This window comes from Corynebacterium sp. HMSC072D12 (assembly GCF_001813925.1).
In the GTDB taxonomy this organism is placed as follows: Bacteria; Actinomycetota; Actinomycetes; order Mycobacteriales; family Mycobacteriaceae; genus Corynebacterium; species Corynebacterium aurimucosum.
Map to the genome: position 1 here is coordinate 32,697 of NZ_KV814407.1, position 22,161 is coordinate 54,857.

16 protein-coding genes and 1 tRNA gene are annotated in these 22,161 nt (G+C 63.0%); 13 read left to right on the forward strand and 4 right to left on the reverse strand.

Annotated elements, in window-relative coordinates; all coding sequences use genetic code 11:
• The first annotated feature begins 2 nt into the window (after positions 1-2).
• The 5 genes from HMPREF2943_RS07230 to HMPREF2943_RS07250 all read left to right on the forward strand — a co-directional run bounded on the left by HMPREF2943_RS07230 (position 3) and on the right by HMPREF2943_RS07250 (position 12,247).
• On the forward strand, positions 3-8,882 hold the full coding sequence (locus tag HMPREF2943_RS07230) for a type I polyketide synthase (RefSeq protein ID WP_083315658.1): 8,880 nt from the start codon (positions 3-5) through the stop codon (positions 8,880-8,882).
• 97 nt (positions 8,883-8,979) lie between these two features.
• A complete protein-coding gene (locus HMPREF2943_RS07235) occupies positions 8,980-9,975 on the forward strand; it encodes a substrate-binding domain-containing protein (protein WP_070711211.1) in 996 nt (331 codons plus the stop codon).
• Positions 9,972-11,030, forward strand: a complete 1,059-nt coding sequence (locus HMPREF2943_RS07240) for an ABC transporter permease (RefSeq protein WP_070645941.1) — start codon at positions 9,972-9,974, stop codon at positions 11,028-11,030. Before HMPREF2943_RS07235 ends, HMPREF2943_RS07240 begins: the two co-directional genes overlap by 4 nt.
• A gap of 2 nt (positions 11,031-11,032) precedes the next feature.
• The gene (locus HMPREF2943_RS07245) at positions 11,033-11,785 is read left to right on the forward strand and encodes an ATP-binding cassette domain-containing protein (protein ID WP_070711212.1); all 753 of its coding nucleotides are present in this window, start codon (positions 11,033-11,035) and stop codon (positions 11,783-11,785) included.
• A 36-nt stretch (positions 11,786-11,821) separates the two neighbouring features.
• Entirely contained in the window at positions 11,822-12,247 is a 426-nt protein-coding gene (locus HMPREF2943_RS07250) for a holo-ACP synthase AcpS (RefSeq protein WP_070443633.1), read from the forward strand.
• A gap of 13 nt (positions 12,248-12,260) precedes the next feature.
• On the opposite strand, the gene HMPREF2943_RS07255 is transcribed toward HMPREF2943_RS07250, so the two are convergent.
• Entirely contained in the window at positions 12,261-12,899 is a 639-nt protein-coding gene (locus HMPREF2943_RS07255) for a TetR family transcriptional regulator (protein WP_070645945.1), read from the reverse strand.
• A gap of 3 nt (positions 12,900-12,902) precedes the next feature.
• Complete coding sequence (gene bcp, locus HMPREF2943_RS07260) at positions 12,903-13,373, reverse strand: thioredoxin-dependent thiol peroxidase (RefSeq protein WP_070711213.1); 471 nt, start codon at positions 13,371-13,373, stop codon at positions 12,903-12,905.
• A 198-nt stretch (positions 13,374-13,571) separates the two neighbouring features.
• Here bcp and HMPREF2943_RS07265 point away from each other — a divergent pair, with 198 nt between their 5' ends.
• The 5 genes from HMPREF2943_RS07265 to HMPREF2943_RS07285 all read left to right on the forward strand — a co-directional run bounded on the left by HMPREF2943_RS07265 (position 13,572) and on the right by HMPREF2943_RS07285 (position 17,651).
• Complete coding sequence (locus tag HMPREF2943_RS07265; protein WP_010191207.1) at positions 13,572-13,850, forward strand: DUF3618 domain-containing protein; 279 nt, start codon at positions 13,572-13,574, stop codon at positions 13,848-13,850.
• Between the two features lie 267 nt (positions 13,851-14,117).
• A complete protein-coding gene (locus HMPREF2943_RS07270; RefSeq protein ID WP_070645947.1) occupies positions 14,118-15,254 on the forward strand; it encodes an ABC transporter substrate-binding protein in 1,137 nt (378 codons plus the stop codon).
• Between the two features lie 2 nt (positions 15,255-15,256).
• Complete coding sequence (locus HMPREF2943_RS07275) at positions 15,257-16,372, forward strand: FecCD family ABC transporter permease (protein ID WP_246817292.1); 1,116 nt, start codon at positions 15,257-15,259, stop codon at positions 16,370-16,372.
• The gene (locus HMPREF2943_RS07280; RefSeq protein ID WP_070645949.1) at positions 16,363-17,124 is read left to right on the forward strand and encodes an ABC transporter ATP-binding protein; all 762 of its coding nucleotides are present in this window, start codon (positions 16,363-16,365) and stop codon (positions 17,122-17,124) included. Before HMPREF2943_RS07275 ends, HMPREF2943_RS07280 begins: the two co-directional genes overlap by 10 nt.
• An 11-nt stretch (positions 17,125-17,135) precedes the next feature.
• On the forward strand, positions 17,136-17,651 hold the full coding sequence (locus HMPREF2943_RS07285; protein WP_070645951.1) for a 2'-5' RNA ligase family protein: 516 nt from the start codon (positions 17,136-17,138) through the stop codon (positions 17,649-17,651).
• A 39-nt stretch (positions 17,652-17,690) separates the two neighbouring features.
• Here HMPREF2943_RS07285 and HMPREF2943_RS07290 read toward each other — a convergent pair.
• Positions 17,691-17,763: transfer RNA gene (locus HMPREF2943_RS07290), tRNA-Lys, on the reverse strand.
• 289 nt (positions 17,764-18,052) lie between these two features.
• On the opposite strand from HMPREF2943_RS07290, the gene HMPREF2943_RS07295 reads away from it, so the two are divergent.
• The 3 genes from HMPREF2943_RS07295 (at position 18,053) to sucD (ending at position 21,560) form a co-directional block, all read left to right on the forward strand.
• Positions 18,053-19,282, forward strand: a complete 1,230-nt coding sequence (locus HMPREF2943_RS07295) for a L,D-transpeptidase (protein WP_070443420.1) — start codon at positions 18,053-18,055, stop codon at positions 19,280-19,282.
• Between the two features lie 218 nt (positions 19,283-19,500).
• A complete protein-coding gene (sucC, locus tag HMPREF2943_RS07300; protein WP_210386034.1) occupies positions 19,501-20,673 on the forward strand; it encodes an ADP-forming succinate--CoA ligase subunit beta in 1,173 nt (390 codons plus the stop codon).
• Between the two features lie 8 nt (positions 20,674-20,681).
• A complete protein-coding gene (sucD, locus tag HMPREF2943_RS07305) occupies positions 20,682-21,560 on the forward strand; it encodes a succinate--CoA ligase subunit alpha (RefSeq protein WP_070645955.1) in 879 nt (292 codons plus the stop codon).
• A 42-nt stretch (positions 21,561-21,602) separates the two neighbouring features.
• Here the strand turns inward: sucD and HMPREF2943_RS07310 are convergent, their stop codons facing one another.
• Positions 21,603-22,148, reverse strand: coding sequence for a DNA-3-methyladenine glycosylase (locus tag HMPREF2943_RS07310; RefSeq protein WP_070711214.1), 546 nt, complete (start codon positions 22,146-22,148; stop codon positions 21,603-21,605).
• Positions 22,149-22,161 lie beyond the last annotated feature (13 nt).

The window sequence follows — 22,161 nt, forward strand, 5'->3', positions numbered from 1 at the left end:
CGGTGTCCGATTCCCACGTCTCTGTGCCTTTGGTTGCGCACTTGGGCTCCGAGCCTTTCGCGCTGTCTTTCTCCGGACAAGGCTATGCCTGGCTGCCGACGTTGCGCGACGCCCTTGCCACTGGTGTCGGGCCGCAACTGACTGAGTACCTCGCTGAGGCGGAAGAACTGCTTGCCCCACTGGACGAGGAACTCCTGCCCGCTGCGCCACACGGGTTTGCACCCCTGGCCTGGGCGGATGCGGAGCCGGCGTGGGCGCACGCGCTTGCCGACGTCCCACTTTCCACTCCCGGCATCCTCACCGCACAGCTGGCGGTGCTAGAAAACCTGCGCGCACACGGAGTAGAACTCGAGGACGCTGTGAGCAGCATCGGCCATTCCCAAGGCGTGCTCGCCGCAGCGGTGGTGAAGAAGCGCATGAGCCCAGCGGGGGCTCTGGCACTGGCGCGTCTCATCGGCGCAGCCATGGTGACTACCGCGCGCAGCGCTGGGCTCGTCCGCACCGCGCAGGGCGCACCCATGGCGGCGGTGACCGGTGCGACGAAGCAGCAACTGCATGAAGCCGGTGCCCGCATTGGCCTCGACAACGGACGGGGGCGCTTCGTCATCGTCGGAACACCGGTTGAGCTTGCCCGAGTGAAGGCCGCGCTGCAGGAGAACGCGACCCTTACGGAAGGGGAGGAAGTCAAGCCCGCCGCAGTTACCGTTTCCGACCTTGACGTTTCGGCCGCGTTCCACCATCCCACCATGCAGTATGCGGTGGAACAGGTAGAAAGCTGGGCGGGGCGAATCGGCTTGGACCCAGAAATCACCGCGCAGCTCGCGCGCGCCGTGCTCACGGACTACGTGGACTGGCCCGAGCGCGTTGATTCGGCGCTTGACGCTGGGGCTCGCTGGATCCTTGAAGTCGGGCCCACCCGCGGGGTGGAGCCGCTGACACGCGATCTCGTTGCCGGGCACGGCGTGGGCACGCTGGCCGTGGGGACAGCGCAAGGACTGGCTCAGCTCGTGGAACCGGGACGCGCACCTTCTCTGCCACGCGCGTGGTCCGAGTGGGCCCCGCGCGTGGTAAACGGGCGTCTGTCGACTGCTTTCACTCGGGCCACCGGCTACTCACCAGTCATGCTCCCCGGGATGACCCCCACCACGGTGGACCCGGACATCGTCGCCGCGGCAGCCAATGCCGGGCACTGGGCCGAATTGGCCGGCGGGGGACAGCACACCGATGCCATCCTTAAAGAGAACTTGCACACCCTGGGCCGGCTACTGCAGCCTGGGGTTAACGCCCAGTTCAATGCGCTGTACCTCGCGGCTTCCCAGTGGCGCCGCCAGATCGAGGGGCCGAATTCGATTCTGCAGGCACGCGCAGTGGGAGCGCCTATCAACGGCGTGGTGATTTCCGCTGGTATTCCGCCTGTGGAGGGGGCAATAGAGCTGGTGGGGAAACTCCACGCAGCGAATATCCCGTGGGTCGCCTTCAAGCCGGGAACTTCGGCGCAGGTGGAGGAGGTTCTCCGCGTTGCGGACGCTCTCCCTGAGACCACCGTCATCATGCAGCTGGAAGGTAGCGCGGCCGGTGGCCACCACTCTTTAGAAAGTCTCGATGAGGTCCTTGTTGCTACCTACGCGCGGATCCGTGAGCACGACAATGTCCTTCTCGCCGTTGGTGGGGGAATCGGTACCCCAGCGCGTGGAGCAGAGTACCTGCTGGGCACGTGGGCGCAGCGCTACGGTCTGCCCGCAGCGCCAGTCGATGCCATCATGGTGGGCACCGCTGCCATGGCGGCGAAGGAATCCACCGCATCCAAGTCGGTAAAGCAGGCGCTCGTCGCTGCGAAGCGCGACGACGTTGTATCGGGACGCTCGGACCTGGGGGCAGACATTCACGAGCTGGACAATTCCTTTGCCCGCGCTGGGCGCCTCTTGGATGAGGTGGCCGGTGACGCTGCGGCCGTGGAGACTCACCGCGCGGAGATCATTGAGGCCATCGGGTGCACGTGCAAGCCCTATTTCGGGGACCTTAATGAGATGTCCTATTCCGAGTGGCTGCAGCGCTACCTTGAGCTGTCCTACCTGGACGGCTGGGTCGATGAATCCTGGTTGAGTCGATTCTTGCGCATGGTGGCTCGCGCCGAAGCCCGCCTTCATCCGACCGACCACGGCGAGATTGAGTTGCGCGTTGAGGTTGACCGCGAAAACCCGGCTGCGGCAAGTGCCCAACTGACCGAACTCTACGGTGACGCCGCGCTGCACCCGACCGACGCCGCATGGTTCATCCAGCTCGTGGATGGTCCGGGCAAACCCGCAAACTTTGTGCCGGTCATCGATTCTGACGTACGCCGCCGCTGGCGCCGCGACACCTTGTGGCAGGCGCACGATGAGCACTACGAGGCCGATGAGGTCTGCATCATCCCTGGCACGGCAGCCGTTGAGGGAATCGAGCAGGCCAACGGGCCGGTGGCGCAGATACTTGGCCGCTTCGAACAGGCGGCACTTGCGCTTCTTGACGAGACCGAGGATGGCTCTGGCGAGCCCGCTTTCAGCACTGAAGAGCTCATTCGCCGCGCCCCGGGGCTGAATTGGGCCGGGCGCGAGCAGCCCAACCCTCTGCGCTTGGGCCTTCATGGCGTGGAACTGGAGGCTGCCGGCGACGATGCCATGTGGTTGACCGTTCCGTTCCATTCCGGAGCTGAGCTGCGTGTGCGCATCACTTCGCCGCGCATTCCGGGCGCCTCACCACTGGTCATTGTCGACGATGCCGAATCCGCCATGCGGGAGCTGCTGCGCCAAGCTGTCGGCGGCGACCTACCTGAGGTTGATTCCGGGGCCGCAACAATCAGCGCTGACCTCAGTGCCACCGACATTGCCCAGTATGGTGTGGTGACGAGCGGGGAGATGAGCACTGCTGTCTCGCCCGATGTCCTCGTTGGCCGCGCCTGGCCGGCACTCTTCGCAGTCCTGGCCGGCGCCCACACCGAGTGCGGGGAGCCGATAGTGGAGGGCTTCCTCAACCTTGTCCACCTCGAGCACTCGCTGAGCCTCACACCGCACGCCTGGGATTGGCTTCGCAGCAGCGCCGCCCCCGACGCTGAGCCTTTGGACCTGCGCTACACCGCCGAGCTGGAGGAGGTACGCGATACACCGTCGGGGCGCGTTGTCGACATTACAGTCGGCGTGACTACAGCCGTGCGCGGCGAAGAACATGAATTCGCGCAGATGCACGAGCGCTTCCTGATTACCGGACGGCATGGTGATGCATCCGAAACCAACGCGCAAGCAAACAGCCAAGAAAACAGTGCAGGGTCCTCTCTCCGTGAGACTCCGTGTTCCTTCCGCCACCGCACCACCGCGGTGGCACCGGAATCACTGCGGCCCTTCGCCGTTGTAACGGGGGATAGGAACCCCATTCACCTGTCATCGAACGCTGCGGCACTGGCGGGGCATCGTCAAGGCCCGATCGTCCACGGCATGTGGACCTCGGCGCTGGCGCAAGCAGCCGTGGCTTTCGACGGCGCTCGCGTCCTCGAGTGGTCCGTTACCTGGCTTGCACCCGTGCTTCCCGGCAGTGAGGTGGAGTTTGATGTGGAACGGGTGGGCGTCGACAAGCGGCGCGGCTACGGTGAGGTCCGCAGCGTGACTGCCACCAGTCAGGGCGTGCCGGTGCTGCAGGCGCGAGCGACGATGAGCAGCCCCACCACCTTCTATGCCTTCCCCGGCCAGGGCATCCAGTCCCCGGGGATGGGGATGAAGGACTACGCAGAATCCGCAGCGGCGCGCGCCGTGTGGGAGCGTGCGGATAAACACACGCGGCGGAGCTTGAGCTTCTCCATCCTGGAGATCGTCCGCCACAACCCCGACACCGTGGTGGTGGATGGTGAGGCATTCACCCACCCGGATGGCGTGCTATATCTGACGCAGTTCACGCAGGTGGCTATGGCGACGCTGGGTTGCGCACAGATTGCAGCGCTTAAAGAATCCGGGGTTCTTGAAAGTTGTGCCTTCTTCGCTGGCCACTCGGTGGGCGAGTACAACGCCCTGGCCGCCTATGCCGAGGTCCTGTCCTTGGAAGCAGTGTTGGACATCGTTTATGTCCGCGGTCTAACCATGCACCGTCTGGTCGAGCGCGATTCCGCTGGGCAATCTCTCTACGGTTTCGCTGCGCTGCGCCCGAACAAGATGGGGATGAGCGCGACCGAAGCCTTTGACCATGTCGCTCGGGTCGCTGCGGATACGGACGAGTTCCTCGAGGTGGTCAACCACAATATCGCCGGGCGCCAATATGCAGTGGCCGGCACGAAGGCGGGCCTGGATGCACTGGCGAGCGACGCCGAGCGCCGCGCCCCTGGGCAGCGTGCCGTCATCCCCATTCCGGGAATTGACGTGCCTTTCCACTCCTCCCACCTGGTGGGCGGCGTAGCGGATTTCCGCGCGCACCTCGATGTACTCGTTCCTGAAGAAATCAATCTCGACCCGCTGGTGGGGCGCTATATTCCAAACCTTGTGGCGCGGCCCTTCGCGCTGAGCCGCGAGTTCGTGGAATCCATCGCCGCGGTGGTGGATTCGGAACCCATCGCGGAGATTCTGGCGGACTTCGATGGTGCCGTGGCGAGCCCGGCGCGCCTGGGCCGTACCCTGCTCATCGAGCTTCTGGCCTGGCAGTTTGCTTCCCCCGTGCGCTGGATAGAGACCCAGGATTTGCTCCTGGCGCAGCTTGGCGTGGAGCGTTTCATCGAGGTCGGTGTGGGCGCCGCGCCGACGCTGACCAACATGCTGGGCCAAACCCTGCGCCTTCCCCAGCACGCGGGCAGCGCAGACCTCGAGGTGCTCAACTATGAGCGCGACCATGGGCGAGTCTTTGCCGAAGACGCCGAGCCGGCACCCGGGCCAGCAGCGCAGGAGCCTGCACAGCCGGTCACCGCCGAAGCGGAGCCGGCAGAACTGGAAGTAACGGTGCAAGCACCGCGTGAGGGGGTTCCAGCCGTCGTCGAGGACTGCCCGCTGAGTGCGCACCAGGCACTCGAGATGCTTATTGCCCTGTGGACGAAGGTCCGCCCCGACCAGATCGCGGCGACTGATTCGATCGAAACCCTCGTGGAAGGCGTGTCCTCCCGCCGCAACCAGTTGCTCGTTGACCTTGGCGTGGAATTCGGCATCAGCGCCATCGAGAACGCGGCGGACACACCCATCCCGCAGCTAGCGGAGAGTGTTGCTCAGCGCGCGCCGGGCTATGCAACCTTCGGGGAGGTTCTCTCAGAGCAGGTTGCGCAGGCGCTCAACCGGCTCACGGGACCGGCAGGCAAGAAACCGAGCTACGTGGCCGAGCGCGTGAGCGGTACCTGGGGATTGGGGCCGGGCTGGGTCGATCGCGCGACCGCGCAGCTGGTCCTGGGTACTCGCGAGGGCTCCTCGTTGCGCGGCGGGGACTTGGCCAGCTTGCCCACGACCGCCGTGGCGTCGGTAGCTGAGCTCGATGAACTGATCGACGCCGCGGTGCGCGCTGCCGGCGAGTGCGAAGGAATCGCGCTTCAGAAGGCCGCAGCGGCAACGCCACACGAGGCCGTGGACCCGGAGGCGGTGCGTGCCTATACCGAGCGCCTTGAATCGGCGCTGGAGGACTCCGCCCGCGCCGCACTCGCCGCTCTCGGCTGTGAGGAGACCCTGATTGAGCAGGGGGACAGCGCAGCACGCACGGAGCTGGAGCAGCTCGTTGCCACGGAGCTGGGGCCGGACTGGCAGCAGCGCGTCGCCCCCGCTTTTGATGCGCGCAAGGCAGTGCTTCTCGACGACCGCTGGGCCAGCGCCCGCGAGGACATCGCCCGAGCGGCCGCCGCCGGAGAAGCAGATCCCGAGTTAGACGTGTTGGGCGCCGGTGAGGAGGTTGCGCTCCTGGCCGAGTACTTCGGCTATGAGGATCTGGCCCGCGATGCCCGCACCCCGGCCGATGGGTTGCTCTTGGCTGACCAGGTGGCGGTGGTGACAGGTGGCTCGCCGGGTTCGATTGCCGCCGAGCTCATTGGCGAGTTGCTCGCGGAGGGCGCAACCGTGATTGCGACGACCTCCCAGCTAAGCCACGAGCGCCTGGAGTTTTATAAGGAGCTCTACCGCAGGCGGGCTGTCGGCGCGGCCGCGCTGTGGGTAGTTCCAGCAAACCTCAGTTCCTTCGCGGACGTGGATGCGCTCGTGGAATGGATTGCGGCGGAGCACACCGCCACCGTGGGCGGTAAAACCGTGCAGATAAAACCGGCCTATGTGCCGGACCTGCTCTTTCCCTTCGCCGCGCCGCGCGTTACCGGTACCCTCCAGGATGCCGGTGCGGGGGCGGAGTCCCAGATGCGTCTGCTGCTGTGGTCGGTGGAAAAACTTATTGCGGCGCTTTCCGCTGTGGGTACGGATACACGCGTGGGCCACCGATTACACGTGGTGCTGCCGGGCTCACCCAACCGCGGGCGCTTCGGCGGCGATGGCGCCTACGGCGAGGCCAAGGCGGCCCTCGATGCCTTGGTTAACCGCTGGTCTTCCGAGCAATCCAGCTGGGGAGCGCGCACCTCGCTGGTGCACGCCCACATCGGGTGGGTGCGCGGCACCGGCCTGATGGGCGGTAACGATCCGCTGGTTGAGCAGGTGGAGGCCCGCGGCGTGCGGACCTTCTCAGCGAAGGAGATGGCGGTGCAGCTTCTCGACGTCACCGTCTCCCCGCAGATCCGCGCTCAGGCAGCGTCCTCACCGCTGAGCGTCGACCTCACCGGCGGGCTGGCCGATGCTGAGTTGGACCTAGCCGCACTTGCCCGGGCGTCACAGCCAGAGGAAGCAGATGCACCACTGGCAGCTGGTAGCTCGCGCGTAGAGAAGGCTTCGCGAACGGCGAAGGCCCTGCCGAACGTGCTGAAACCTGCGGAGTCGACCAGCCCCGACTTCAGTGGGGTAACGCAGACTCTCGAGGACATGGTGGTCATCGTCGGCGCGGGAGAGCTCGGTCCGCTGGGCTCCTCGCGTACCCGCTATGAGGCGGAGGTCGGCGGAGAGCTCTCCGCGGCTGGCGTGCTGGAACTGGCCTGGAGTCGCGGACTCGTCAGTTGGGATGAGCGCACAGCCGGATGGCTGACGGCCGAAGGTGAAAAGTTAGCAGAGGAAGACGTCTACGAGCGTTTCCACGACGAAGTTCTCGCTGGGATTGGTGTACGCCGCTTCCACGATGACTTCGGGCCACACCTACCTATGCTGGATAACCTCGCGCCCGAGCTGACCACCATTTATCTAGAGAAGCCGCTGAGTTTTAGCGTGCCGGACGAAGAGACGGCGCGCAGCTTCGTCGACAGCTGCGAGGGTGCCACGTTGCGGCGCGTTACTGATCAGACTGGCGAGGTTGAATGGCAAATCACCCGGCCCGCCGGCTCCGCAGTGCGGGTTCCGCGGCGCGTGGCCATGACCCGCTTCGTGGGCGGCCAGATACCGGAGGGCTTTGACCCACAGGTCTACGGCATCCCCGCGGACATGGTGGATAACCTCGACCGGCTCGCCCTGTGGAACCTGGTGTGCACAGTGGATGCCTTCCTTTCTGCAGGCTTTAGCCCGGCCGAGCTCTTGTCCCATGTCCACCCGGCGCGGGTGAGCTCCACCCAGGGCACCGGCATGGCAGGCCAGGAGGCGCTGCGCTCGTTGTACGTCGATAAGCTGCTGGGACAGCCACGCCCCAATGACATCCTGCAGGAAGCGCTGCCCAACGTTATTGCCGCGCACGTGATGCAGTCCTATGTCGGCGGCTATGGCCAGATGGTGCACCCGGTGGCCGCCTGTGCCACGGCGGCGGTGTCGGTGGAGGAGGGCTTCGACAAGCTGTGCCTGCACAAGGCGGACTTCGTCGTCGCCGGTGGAATCGATGCCCTGTCCATCGAGGGTATTACCGGCTTTGGTGACATGGCGGCTACGGCCGATAGCGCCGAGATGGCGGCGAAGGGGATTGAGCATCGCTTCTTTTCCCGAGCTAATGACCGCCGTCGTGCCGGCTTCGTGGAATCCGAAGGCGGCGGGACTATCTTGCTCGCCCGGGGAAGCTTTGCCGCACAGATGGGGCTGCCCGTCCTTGGCGTGGTGGGCTTTGCCGAGTCCTTCGCCGATGGTGCGCACACCTCCATCCCCGCGCCGGGCTTGGGCGCACTCTCCGCGGCGCGGGGCGGTAGGGAGTCTCGCCTGGCTAGCTCGCTGAAGGCGCTGGGGGTCGGCCCCGACGATATCTCCGTGGTGTCCAAGCACGATACCTCCACCAACGCCAACGACCCCAACGAATCTGACCTGCACGAGCGCATCGCCGCCGCCCTCGGCCGCAGCCCCGGCAACCCGCTGTATGTGATATCGCAGAAGAGCCTGACCGGGCATGCCAAGGGCGGTGCCGCCGCCTTCCAACTCATCGGTCTGACCCAGGTACTGCGCAGCGGAATTCTCCCGCCGAACCGTTCCCTGGACTGCGTCGACCCCGTGCTGCGCCGCCACGAGCACCTGCTGTGGCTGCGCCAGCCGCTGGACCTTCGCCGCACCCCGCCGAAGGCGGGCCTGGTGACATCTCTGGGCTTCGGGCACGTCTCCGCCCTCATCGCGCTGGTTCACCCGAGTGCTTTCTTTGCCGCATTGGCCCGGGAGCAGGGTGAGGGCGTGGCCGAAGCCTGGCGGGTGGCCGCCGCCGATCGCGAGCTGCGTGGACTGCGGCGCTTAGAAGAAGGCATGCGCGGTGGGCCATCGCTGTACGAGCGGCCGGTAAAGCGCAACTTGGGAGCAGGCACAGCTGACGAGGTAGCTGAACGTGAGGCAGCAACGCTGCTGAGCGAATCCGCTCGGCTTCGCAACGGCATCCTCGAACCGGAGGGAGGAGACACAACGCAACGGGGGTAGCTTCCGTTGACGTATCCCCAGCGTGTCCCCTCTGGAACGATAAAGAAGCAGGTCAGGCGGGTTGGAGAAGTCCCCCAATCTGGGGCACCATGCAAGGGTGAATAAAGCTAAGAAGCCACTACTAGGCCTTATTTCGGTAGCCGCTGCCACCCTTCTTGCCGCCTGCTCCGCCACCGGTGGTGCGCCCCGTCCCGAAGCTGACGGTGAGCTAGCCGGTGGCGTCGACACCGAGCGTCTTGTCGTTGCCATGATTTCCCATGGCGCACCAGGTGATACGTACTGGGATCTCGTGCGCAAGGGCGCGGAGGATGCCGCTCGCAAGGACAATATCGAGTTGCGTTACTCTTCCGACCCGGAAGCGCCCAACCAGGCAAACTTGGTCCAGTCCGCCATCGACTCCGGGGTGGATGGCATCGCCGTGACCATGCCTAACTCCGGGGCGATTGGACCGGTGGCCAAGAAGGCCTCCGATGCGGGCATCCCCACCGTGGGCCTTAACGCAGGCATGGATGATTACCAGAAGTATGGAATGAGTGCCTTCTTCGGCCAGGAGGAGAAGGTCGCCGGCACCAAGGCCGGCGAGCGCCTCAAAGACGATGGCGCCAAGCACGTTCTGTGCGTCATCCACGAGCAAGGCAACTCCTCGCAGGAGTCGCGCTGTGCCGGCGTGAAGGACGGGCTGGACAACGGCGAGGTTGAGATCCTGTACGTCAACGGCAAGGATCTCACCGCCGCGCAGTCCACCATCAACGCGAAGCTGAGCCAGGACCCATCCATTGACTGGGTCATGGCGCTGCAGGCCTCCGTGGCCATGCGCTCCGCCGACGCGGTTGCTGACGCCGCCTCTAAGGCTAAGGTCTCCACCTTCGACACCAACGCCGAGCTTGTCGACGCCATCGCGGATAAGCGAATCCAGTGGGCCGTCGACCAGCAGCCCTATATGCAGGGCTACCTCGCCGTCGATTCACTGTGGTTGGCACACCGCAACGGCTCCACCATGGGCGGCGGACGCCCCGTGTACACCGGCCCCTCCTTCGTGGACTCCACCAACGTGGACATCATCTCCGAATCCGCTAAGGCAGGCCTGCGATGAGCGAAGCCACGACTGCATCAGACGAGGCGCAATCAACCCCCGCCGATACCCGCCTGACCCGCCGCAGCGGCTTCGCGCGCTTCATCCGCCGCCCCGAGTTGGCCAGCTTGCTCGGCGCGGTGGTCATCTTCGTCCTTTTCATGATCGTGGCGCCCGCCTTCCGCTCGGTGGAGGCCTTCTCCACGGTGCTTTACGCCAGCTCCACGTTGGGCATCGTGGCTCTGGCGGTGGGCCTGCTCATGATTGGTAATGAGTTTGATTTGTCCTCCGGCGTGGCGGTGACCTCCGCGGCGCTCGTGGCCACCATGCTCAACTACAACTTCCACCTCAACTCGTGGGTGGGCGTGGGCCTTTCCCTGCTGACCGCACTGGCCATCGGTGCGCTCAACGGCTTCCTTGTGGTGCGCACCAAGATCGACTCCTTCCTTATTACTCTGGCGGCCTTCCTTATGCTGCAGGGTCTCAACCTGGCGATTACCAAGCTGGTCACCGGCCAGGTGGCCACCCCCACCATTTCGGACATGGAAGGCTTCGATTCTGCCCGCGTCATTTTTTCCGGCACCATCCACATCGGCAGCTTGAGCATCCGCGCCACCGTCATCTGGTGGATCCTCTTCGTCGCCATCGCCTCGTGGGTGTTGTACAAGACGCGCTGGGGAAACTGGATCTTCGCCGTTGGTGGCGACGATGAAGCCGCCCGCGCCGTCGGTGTTCCCGTGCGCCGCGTCAAGGTGGCGCTGTTCATGCTCGTCGGATTTGCAGCGTGGTTCGTGGGCATGCACACCCTCTTTGCTTTCGACTCCATCCAGGCCGGCCAGGGCATTGGCAACGAGTTCCTCTACATCATCGCCGCCGTGATTGGCGGCTGCTCCATGACCGGCGGGCGCGGTACCGCGGTGGGCACCGCCATTGGTGCACTCATCTTCGGCATGACCAACCAGGGCATCGTGTACGCTGGCTGGAACCCCGACTGGTTCAAGTTCTTCCTCGGCGCCATGCTGCTCTTCGCCGTGCTCACGAACACCTCGGTGGCCAACTTTACGAGGAAGCGATAACCATGATTGAGTTGCACGATATTTCCCAAACATTTGGCAACTTCCACGCCCTGCGCGGTATCAACCTCCGCGTCAAGGAAGGCGCAGTGACCTGCGTGCTGGGTGATAACGGCGCGGGTAAATCCACGCTGATTAAAATCCTCGCCGGCCTCAACCAGCCCACCGGGGGCACTATCACCGTCGATGGGGAAGAGGTGAATTTCACGAGTCCGCGCGATTCCCTCGACGCCGGTATTGCCACCGTGTACCAGGATTTGGCGCTAGTACCCTCGCTGTCTGTGTGGCGAAACTTCTTCCTAGGCCAAGAGCTCACCGGGGCGCTGGGGAGCTTGCGTGAGGAGGAAATGAAGCGCATTACGCACGAGCAGTTGTCCGAAATGGGCATTGAGCTTGGCGATGTCTCCGTGGAACTCTCCGCCCTCTCCGGTGGCCAGCGCCAGGTGGTCGCCATTGCCCGCGCCATCTACTTCGGCGCGCGCTACATCATCCTGGATGAGCCCACCGCCGCGCTCGGCGTGAAGCAATCAGGCATGGTGCTGCGCTTTATCGACGCCGCCCGCGAACGCGGCATGGGCGTGGTGTTTATTACGCACAACCCGCAACACGCCTACCTCGTGGGCGATCACTTCATCGTGCTCACGGTGGGGCAGATGTCTCTCGACGCTTCCAAGGAGGAGGTCACGCTGCCGGAGCTGACCCAGTGGATGGCCGGCGGCGACGAATTGGAGGAGCTCAAGCAGGAGCTGGCGCGCTAAACCACGGTTGGCGCAACTAAGCTGGTCTGCATGACTATGAGTGGCGTGAGCGTGGGCACCGACTTGGTGCACATTCCGTCCTTTGCCCAGCAATTGGAGCTTCCCGGCACACGTTTTGCGCGGGTCTTCAGCGCCTCCGAGCTGCGCGTGGCGCAGGCTCGTGGGCTAATCGGTGCTGCCCGCGCGCAGCACTTCGCGGGGCGCTGGGCAGCGAAGGAGGCCTTCATCAAGGCGTGGTCGCAAGCGCTCTACGGGCGCCCGCCGGTCCTGGCGGAGGAGGCCGTGGACTGGGCCGAGATTGAGGTCCGCCCGGATGCGTGGGGGCGCGTGGCAGTTGAACTGCGTGGGGAGATTGCCCGGCTCGCGCGGGAATCCCTGGGGGATTTTTCTACGGCGTTGTCGATCAGCCACGATGGTGACTACGCCACCGCTACCGTGCACCTTTCGCGGCACACGCCATAACCCACGCCATGACCTAGGCGCTGGTCGCGATGGCGAAGAGGTAGGCGATGAGCATGCGCTTAATCTCTTCCACCACGCCATCGAAGCTCTCCTCGGAGCGCATGGTGCTGTAGTTGAGCAAGGACACCACGGTGTGGACGAGGAAGGCGGCGATCTCCACTCGGGCGTCGGCGTCCATGCCCTGTGCAAGAGGCTCGATGATTTCCGCGATGGGCTTGAGCAGGCTGAGCTCGGTATCAGCGGCCGTGGCGCGGGTAGCTGGCGTGGACTGCACGGCGTGCCACACCGCGCGGCGCGAAGGGTCCTCGCGCCAGACGCGAGCCATGCGGTCAATGAATTCCTCGAGAAAGTCCGGCCACTGCAGGGCCGGCACGCGTTGGGAAAAACGCTCAACCTCCGCCTGCATTGCGGCGGTGTCTTGGCGGTCGAGCTCGCAGATCAGTACGTACTTGTTGGCAAAATACTGATATAGCGTGCCGATTGGTACTTCCGCGCGGCGCGAGACCTCGTCGAAGGTAAAAGACTCAAAGCCATAGTCCACGAGCGCCTGACGCGCGCAGGACAAAATCCGGTCATACTTGGCCCGGCTGCGTGCCTGCGCTGGGCGACGCCTCGGGACCAGAATCTCCGGTGACTTCGAGCTAGATTCCACGGTTTAGTTGAGCCCCTTGAGCACGCGGGCGACGTGGCCAGTGGCCTTGACGTTGTACATGGCCTGGCCGATCGTGCCGTCTTCCTCGACGAGGAAGGTAGAGCGGATAACACCCTGGACGATCTTGCCGTAGTTCTTCTTCTCGCCGAAAGCACCATACGCCGTCATGACCTCCTTGTCGGGGTCAGACAGCAACGGGAAATTCAGGTCGTGGTCCTCGCGGAACTTCGCCAGTGCCTCGGGCTTGTCAGGGGAGATTCCCACCACGGCGATGTTCATGCCATTGAGTTGTTCCAGGCTGTCGCGGAAGTCGCAGGCTTCCTTCGTGCAGCCAGGAGTGTTGGCGCGCGGGTAGAAATAAACCACGACGCGCTGGCTGGCGTAGTCGCTCAGGCTCACGGTGTTGCCGGCATCATCGCTCAAGGAAAAAGCGGGGGCTTTGTCCCCTACGGACAGTCGTTGTGCTTCAGTCATGGTGTCTACCTTACCGTGCTCTGTTCAAGGGCTCTTTCGCTCATCGATGTTCACTCGGTGCAGCGTGGGTGAGATAAACGTTGACCGACTCTGCAGACACGCTGGCGGTCAATGTAGAATGTCCACGTTAGAACCACAACGGTTAGATAGAAGCTAACCGCAACAACACCGAACGAAGTCAAAATTCAGGAGATTCACGTGGCACGCAACATTGATGATATCCAGCGCGACATCGAGCGCACCCGCCGTCAGCTGGCTAGTACCTTGGATGAGCTCGCTGATCGCAGCAAGCCGCAGAACTTCGTCGAGGATGCTAAGGGCGCGGCAACCCAGAAGCTGCAGGAGCGCAATGTGCAGATGGCGCTCGCCGGCGTTGGCGCGGCCGTCGTAGGCCTCATCGCTTTTTCCGTCTTCCGCTCCAAGCGCCGTAAGTCCGACATCAAGGAGCTGCAGCGCCTGCTCGCTGAGCGCCGCTAGCGCGGGCGCGCGCCAGTGGGCGCGACTGCGCGCGTAGAGGCCCTGCCTTGGGAAATGCCTGGGGTGGGGCATTTTTACGCTCCGCATAAACTAGAAAAAGCATTGCCTACCCTATGCAAGCTTTGGGTAGCCTTACTTATCTGTGTAGTATGAACCTCCGAACAGACCACAAGACGAAAGCTTGAAGGAGAAATTGTGCTTCACGTATCGACGCCTGCAGGCCAGGCATCCCGTCCACGCACCGGGCGAGTGGTAGGGGCGTGCGCCATGGTGGCGGCGCTGGCCGGCGCGCTGGCGGGCTGTGCCGCCGACAATGCCGGTGCTGGCAGCGAGCAGGCCGGGACTGCTGCTGTGAGTTTCACAGACCTTGCCGGCCGCCAGGTGGAGCTGGACCACGCGCCGGAACGCGTCATCCTGGGAGAGGGCCGCAGTGTCTTTGCCACCGGCATCCTCAACAAGGAAGACCCGCTGGACAAGGTCGTGGCCATCGGATCGGACCTGAAGCAGAATGTGCCCGACTACTACCGCGAGCTGGAAAAGACCACGCCCAAAGTCAACGAGCTGCCGGAAATCGGCGGCTTCACCAAGGGTGATGTCACCGTGGAGGAGCTCATCAGCCTCGACCCGGACCTCATCGTGCTCTCCAAGGATCAGTATGAGGCCTCCCAGACCGCCGGGCTCACCGACAAGCTGGACCAGGCCGGCCTGACCTATGCCGTCACAGACTTCCGTTCCAAGCCCTTGGAGAACACCGTGCCCACCATGGAAATCTTCGCCGATATCTTCGGCCACGAGGACCGCGCGGAGGAGTTCATCGCAGACTGGCAAAAGAACGTTGACCTGGTAACTGAGCGAGCAAAGAAGGCGCAGGATAAGCCGTCCACCTTCGTGTGGCGTGCAGCAGGTATCTCAGATTGCTGCGGCTCGTGGAACGACTCCAATATTTCTGAGTTGGTCAATGTCGCCGGCGGAAAGAACGTGGCAGATGGCATCATCGAGGGCGAGTCTGGCGCACTGACCCCGGAGAAGGTCATCGATGTCGATCCCGACATGGTCATCGCCACCGGCGGTGACTGGTCCACCAAGGTGGATAACGCAAGGGGCCACACCGGTTTCGCCGCTACTGGCTATGGCATCAGCGAAAAGGATGCCCACGACAGCGCCAAGACGCTGGCCAGCGTCCAACCTGGTTTTGAGGACCTCTCTGCCGTCAAGGAGCACAACCTCCACGGCCTGTGGCACCAGTTCTACAACTCGCCCTTCAACTACCTGGCGCTCCTCCAGATCGCCGCGTGGCTCCACCCGGAGGACTACGCAGACGTCAACGTTCAGCAAGAATGGGCCGAAGCCCAAGAGAAATACTCGCCCGTCCCCGGCGACGGAACCTTCTTCAGCACCAACTAGTCATGAGCATTCTCACATCAACCACGCGCACGGCAAACCCTGAACGAACCACGCGCGCAGAAACCGCGGAACTTCCTGTGGAGGCCCTCGCACACGAACATTCCCGCGTGACCCGCCGCCGCATCGCCATCGTCGCCGGGCTTATCGCCGTAGCACTCGCCGCCTTCGTCGTGAGCGTGATCGTTGGCGCCATCGACCTCACCACGGGGCAGGTGCTGCGGGGGATGGTGGACCCGGGAGGCGTCGACAAGCAAACGCGTACAGTCCTGTGGAGCCTGCGCCTGCCTATGGCCGTCATGGCGCTGCTCATCGGGGCTAGCCTGTCACTGGCTGGCGCGCAGATGCAGACCATCCTGGATAATCCGCTGGCGGAGCCTTTTACCCTCGGCATCTCCGCGGCGGCTGCTTTCGGCGGGGCCAGCGCCATCGTTCTGCGGTGGCAGCTCCTGGCCCAGCCGCAGTTCAACCTCGCGCTCATCGCGTGGCTGTCGGCGGCGCTGGCCACGGCCATCATCGTCGTCGCCGCCGTCATCCGCGGTGCGAAGTCCGAGACGATGGTGCTGCTCGGTATCGGCCTCGTCTTCTTCTTCCAGGCCATGTTGGCGCTCATCCAATACCGCTCTTCTAGCGAGGCTCTCCAGCAGATCGTTTTCTGGTCCATGGGTTCCCTCACCCGCGCTAGCTGGCAGGCCAACGCCGTGCTGGCCGGCGTGCTTGCGGTGGCGTTGCCCATCCTGGGCGCGCTGTCGTGGCGGCTGACGGCGTTGCGGCTTGGCGACGCCCGCGCCACCGCCCTCGGCATCAACACTTCCCGCCTGCGCGTGATTGTTCTCGTCGTGGTCTCACTCGTCGCGGCAACCACCGTGGCTTTTGCCGGCATCATCGGATTTATCGGCCTGGTGGGCCCGCACATCGCGCGCATGTTGGTGGGCGAGGACCAGCGCTACTTCGTGCCGGCCTCCATGGCCGCGGGCGCGGCGGTGATGTGCGCCGCCCACGCGCTAAGCCTCCTGATTAAGCCCGGGCTCGCCATCCCCATTGGCATCGTCACCTCGCTTCTGGGCGTGCCGTTCTTCATCGCCATCGTCATGACCCGAAGGAGGGCATTGTGGACGTAGAACTCACCATCACCGATCTATCTGCCGGCTATGGCTCGCGCACGGTGGTGGACGGGCTGAGCCTTCCCACCCTGTGCGGCGGGCAGGTCGTGGGGCTGCTGGGGCCGAACGCGTCCGGCAAGACCACCACCATCAAGACGCTCGCCGGCGTGCACCGCGCGCGGGGCGGCACGGTGGATTTTCGTGTCGACGGCCAGGTTCCGCGCGGACAGCGGCGCCGCCGGCTCATTGGCTACGTGCCACAGGGCCTGCCGCACACCGCGGCGCTGCGGGCGTTTGAGGCGGTGCTGATTGCGGCGCGTCGGGAAGCATGCGAGGACCCTGTCACCCGCACCGCAGAGGTCCTGCACTCCATGGGGCTCGATGACATTGCGCAGCGCTACCTCAACGAGCTCTCCGGCGGCCAGCGCCAGCTCGTCGCCGTGGCGCAGATGCTGGTGGGGACCCCTGGGCTCATGCTTCTCGACGAACCCACCTCCGCCCTCGATCTCAACCGCCAGCTCTTCGTCTTGGGCCGCGTGCGGGCAAAAGCTCGGGAGGAAGGCAGCCTCGCGTTGGTAGCGATTCATGACATCAACCTGGCGGCCCGGATGTGTGACCAGCTCGTCGTGCTCCACGGTGGCAAGGCCCGCGCCCATGGCGCGCCGGGGGAGGTGCTCACGGAGGAACTCTTGCGCGAGGTCTACGGCGTAGAGACGGATGTGCTGGACCACCGCGGGCAACCCGTCGTGGCGCTGCGGGAGGTTAGTTAGACTCGGGCCGTGTGAGCCGAAATTCGCCCGAGAACCTCCTGTTGTACCTCACCCCGGAGGACGAAAACACCATCCGGGAAGTCTACGCAGCCCTGGCTCAGCGTGGCTTTCCGGTGCAGCACCAGCGCCCGCACATTACGGTGACGTTCGCGCCGGTGCTCGAGACTTCAGTCGTTGACGAGGCTCGCAGCCTGCTCCCACCGCTGATGCCGGCGCAATTTCATCGCGTAGGAACGGTGGTCTTCGGAAGGAAAAGCAAGCAGACCGTGGCCTGGCTTCTGGAGACCACCGATGAGCTAGAAATTGCGGCGCGGAAGATAAGCGCTAAGAACCCCGAGGGGCGCGGACCACGGTGGACGCCGCATCTGACGATGGGCCTGCGCCTGCCCCGGGCGCTGGTGCCTGACTATATGCGCGTCCTCGATGAGATTGCCGGGCCGGAGCATAAAGAATTCAGGGCAGAATCTGCCGCCTGGTGGCGGCCCAAGACGCAGCGTCTGGAGGTCTTTGGGGCGGCCACGGAATGAGGAAACCCCCTTCATCGAAGGATGAAGGGGGTTGAACTGTGCGCCATCAGGGAATCGAACCCCGAACCCACTGATTAAGAGTCAGTTGCTCTGCCAATTGAGCTAATGGCGCTTGTGTTTACTCGGTGACTGCTGATTTCCTCGGTGCCTGCCGTGCAACGAGATGTAACTTTAACACCCTCTTTGTAAAAAGGTAAAATCGCCAGGTAGTTGGTGGTTTATTGGGGTCTTCGGTGGTGGCGTTGTGGCCGCTTTGAAGGAGGGGCGAATTGGGTGCGCAACGGGTGGGTAACGAAACGGTTAAGGGTGGTGGCGTCAACTGGTTTGAGAGGTGCGCTGGCGGTTAGGCTATGAGAACTCTTGTCATTGTCTTTAATCATTTCTATGAGCTAGGGGTTTCTGTGCGTTCTCTATTCCCTTCTGCACGTCCCGCAGTACTTCTCTCGAGCCTCGTTGCAACGGCTTCCCTTCTGGCCGCCTGCACCATCGGCGGGGCCGCGGATTCTGGCCCAGCCGAAAACCAATCGGAAGCAGATGCTCAGACGAGTGCTTCGGCGGAGGCGTCGGCCTCGGCAGCCGCTAAAGCGAAGCAGCTGAAGTTTTCCGTCAAGGACGGTGCTAGCAATGTTGATCCATCCGAACCGGTAGAAGTGAACTCCCCGGCTGGCCTGAAGTCGGTGACGATGACCAACGAGGCTGGCATTGAAGTGGAAGATGAGCTGTCCTCGGACTCGACCACGTGGAAGAGTGCTGAGGTGCTGGGATATAACCGCACGTACACCATCGATGCCACGGACAAAGACGGCACCCACAAGACCATCACGTTCACCACCCCGCAGGCCGCAGGGGTATCCGAGGTAGCTTTGAGCCCACTGCCGGACTCCGAAGTAGGCGTGGGTCAGGTTATCGGCGTGCGCTTTGGCAACTACGTCACTGACCGCAAGGCGGCCGAAAAGGCTATTACGGTCAAAACAGAGCCCGCCGTCGACGGTGCTTTTTACTGGGTGAATAACCAGGAGGTGCGCTGGCGCCCGGAAAACTATTGGGAGCCGGGTACGAAGGTGACTGTTGACGTCGACCTGTACGGTCGCAACCTCGGCGGCGGTGTCTACGGCGGCGAGGATGCCTCAACCAACTTTACTATCGGCGACCGCGTCATCACGCTGATCGATAACAACACGAAGATGATGTCGGTGTTCAAGAATGGTGAGGTGCTGCGCCGCATTCCTGTCTCGATGGGCAGGGATGGCCAGTGGGATACCCCGAACGGCGCCTACATCATCGGTGACCAGTACCCGTCCCTTACCATGGACTCGACTACCTTTGGCCTGGCTCTCGACGCTGGCGGTTACAAGACCGACGTTCAGTGGGCGACGCAGATGTCCTATTCCGGAATCTATGTCCATGCGGCGCCTTGGGCTGTGGGTGCGATGGGCAGTTATAACCAGTCCCACGGCTGTATCAATGTAACTACTGAGGCTGCTCAGTGGTTCCAAAACACGGTCAAACGCGGCGATATTGTGAGGGTTTCCAACACCGGCGGTGGTGTGCTGAGTGCGCTCGATGGTCTAGGGGACTGGAATATGGATTGGGCTACCTGGTCTGCGGGCAATGCTACCGCTAATCAGTAGCTCCCCGGGGATCGATCAGGGTGCACCCGAAAGTTAAAACAGCTAATTCGGCGTCAGTGGCCTAAATGGCTGTAACGGGCAGCATTGCGACGTGCGCGCATGTAATGCAAAGTGTGTGAAGTGTAATGCTTTAACTTCTACAAAGTGGTTTGCATCACGTCTTTGTTTTGGTGAATCTTGTGGAGAACTAGTTATTCACTGCAAAGATGGAGGCAGAAGTGGATCTCTACGAGTACCAAGCTCGAGACCTCTTTGAAGCTCATGGCGTTCCCACCCTCAAAGGCATCGTTGCGACCTCGGCCGTGCAGGCTGAAGAAGCAGCCGTGAAGTTGGGGACACCGGTGGTCGTGGTCAAAGCACAAATCAAAACCGGTGGGCGCGGAAAGGCTGGGGGAGTCAAGCTAGCGCACAGTCCTGCGGAAGCCGCGGAGAAGGCCAATGAGATTCTAGGCCTGAAGATCAAGGGGCACACCGTGCGCAAGGTCATGGTGGCAGAAGGTGCCGACATCGCTGCGGAATACTACTTCTCCATCCTCCTGGACCGCACCAAACGCCGTTACCTGGCCATGCTCTCCAAAGAAGGCGGCGTGGAGATTGAGAAGCTGGCCGAAGAGCGCCCAGATGCCCTGATTAAGCGCAGCTTCTCCCCACTCGATGGCATGACAGACACCCTCGCTCGAGACATGGCGTATGAGGCGGGGTTTGACGAGGGGGACGTCGCCAAGCTGGTGCCCGTATTCAAGAAGCTCTACACGGTGTACACGGAAGAAGACGCCACGCTTGTAGAGGTGAACCCACTGGTCAAGACATCGAGCGGTGAGATCATCGCGCTTGATGGCAAAATCACGCTGGACGATAACGCGCAGTTCCGCCACCCCGAGCACCGGGACCTCCAAGACCACGGGGCGACCGATCCGCTGGAGCTCAAGGCGCAGAAGATCGGGTTGAACTACGTGAAGCTTGACGGTTCCGTGGGGATTATCGGCAATGGCGCTGGCCTAGTGATGTCCACGCTCGACGTCGTGGCCTATGCCGGCGAGGATTTTTCTTCGCAGCCGAAGCCCGCGAACTTCCTCGATATCGGTGGTGGCGCTAATGCGGAGGTGATGGCCAACGGGCTCGAAGTGATTCTCAGTGATCCGCAGGTGAAATCGGTCTTTGTCAATGTCTTCGGCGGTATTACCGCCTGCGATGAAGTGGCCAAGGGCATCGTGCAGGCCTACAAAATCCTGGACTCGGAGGGGATTGAACCCAAGCCGCTCGTGGTGCGCCTGGATGGCAACAACGCGGAATTGGGGCGCGCGATTCTGAATGACGCACACCTGCCCAAACTGGAGCAGGTTGAAACCATGGACGCTGCGGCCCGCCGGGCTGCGGAGCTGGCGAACTAGGAGTAGACATGTCGATTTTTCTCAACAAAGACTCGCGGATCATTGTCCAGGGCATGACGGGGTCCGAAGGTATGAAGCACACGCGTCGCATGCTGGAATCCGGCTCCACCATCGTAGGTGGGGTCAACCCGCGCAAGGCAGGTGAGCGCGTGGATATTGAGGGGCGTGAGATTCCCGTCTTCGGCAGCGTGCGTGAGGCCATGCAGGCTACCGATGCCAATGTCACCGTCATTTTTGTGCCGGCAAAGTTCACTAAGGACGCAGCGGAAGAAGCCATCCGCGCCGGTATTGAACTCGTGGTCATCATTACGGAAGGAATTCCGGTGAAGGACACCGCTGAGCTCTATGCGCTGGGACGAGAATCCAAAACCCGCATCATTGGGCCGAACTGTCCGGGGCTCTACACACCGGGCGAATCTAATACGGGCATTATTCCGGCAGAGACTGCGCCAAACCCAGGAAAGATTGGCTTGGTGTCGAAGTCGGGCACGCTGACGTATCAGATGATGTACGAGCTATCCGATATTGGTTTTAGCACGTGCGTGGGAATCGGTGGAGATCCGATTATTGGGACCACGCACATTTCAGCGATTGAGGCCTTCCAGAATGATCCGGATACCGAGGCGATCATTATGATCGGTGAAATCGGCGGTGATGCAGAGGAGCATGCCGCTGCCTATATCAAGGACCACGTCACGAAGCCGGTGATTGCGTATATCGCGGGCTTTACCGCGCCGGAAGGCAAGACGATGGGGCATGCTGGCGCCATCGTGTCTGGTGGTTCTGGTACGGCAGAAGGCAAGAAGGCGGCGCTGGAAGCGGCCGGCGTGAAGGTGGGCAAGACCCCCTCGCAGGCCGCGGAGCTGGTGCGAGCAGCCTTGGCTTAAAGATAAGGCGCATGAGTCTCAGGACTCATGCGCCGGTAGGGGCTAGCGGGGGAGACCGCGACGCCGAGACACTGTCTTGTCGAAGGGAATCCAAAATCGTAGCGCGGCGTCTTGGTTCTTTGAGATGCCGATGCGCGGCCCGCGGACCCACTCGGGCTCCTCTTCGCGTGCGCCAAGTTTTACCGGGGTTCCGTTATCTTCAAGGCTGAATCCTAAGGCCTTGCCCAAATTGCCAGGGCCGCGGGCGAGATTATGAAAATCCGTGTCGCCCCGGCGCTGGTAGGCAATGTCTAGCCCGTCGATGACTTCTCCGCCGCGGAGCAAGCAACCCTGACCGGTGTCTTCGGGCGCGCAGACGATATTGCCGTTCCGATGGATGCCATAAGACATGTAGACGTAGAGGCGCCCGGGTGGGCCAAACATGGCTGCGTTGCGCGGCGTGCGGCCCTTAAAAGTGTGTGAGGCTTCATCGTCTGCGCCGAGGTAAGCCTCGACCTCCGTGATGCGTACTGAAACGCCGTTGTGCGTGAGCACCGTGCCCAGAAGCTGGGGAGCAACGACGTCGGCGGTGTCGGTGAAATCGATCATTGCCGCAGTCTAA

Bases quoted from the DNA above. Each gene is read 5' to 3' on its own strand.
- HMPREF2943_RS07240 (WP_070645941.1), top strand. From the start codon at position 9,972: ATGAGCGAAGCCACGACTGCATCAGACGAGGCGCAATCAACCCCCGCC.
- HMPREF2943_RS07275 (WP_246817292.1), top strand. From the start codon at position 15,257: ATGAGCATTCTCACATCAACCACGCGCACGGCAAACCCTGAACGAACC.
- HMPREF2943_RS07310 (WP_070711214.1), bottom strand. From the start codon at position 22,148: ATGATCGATTTCACCGACACCGCCGACGTCGTTGCTCCCCAGCTTCTG.
- HMPREF2943_RS07270 (WP_070645947.1), top strand. From the start codon at position 14,118: ATGGTGGCGGCGCTGGCCGGCGCGCTGGCGGGCTGTGCCGCCGACAAT.
- HMPREF2943_RS07245 (WP_070711212.1), top strand. From the start codon at position 11,033: ATGATTGAGTTGCACGATATTTCCCAAACATTTGGCAACTTCCACGCC.
- sucD (WP_070645955.1), top strand. From the start codon at position 20,682: ATGTCGATTTTTCTCAACAAAGACTCGCGGATCATTGTCCAGGGCATG.
- bcp (WP_070711213.1), bottom strand. From the start codon at position 13,373: ATGACTGAAGCACAACGACTGTCCGTAGGGGACAAAGCCCCCGCTTTT.
- HMPREF2943_RS07250 (WP_070443633.1), top strand. From the start codon at position 11,822: ATGAGTGGCGTGAGCGTGGGCACCGACTTGGTGCACATTCCGTCCTTT.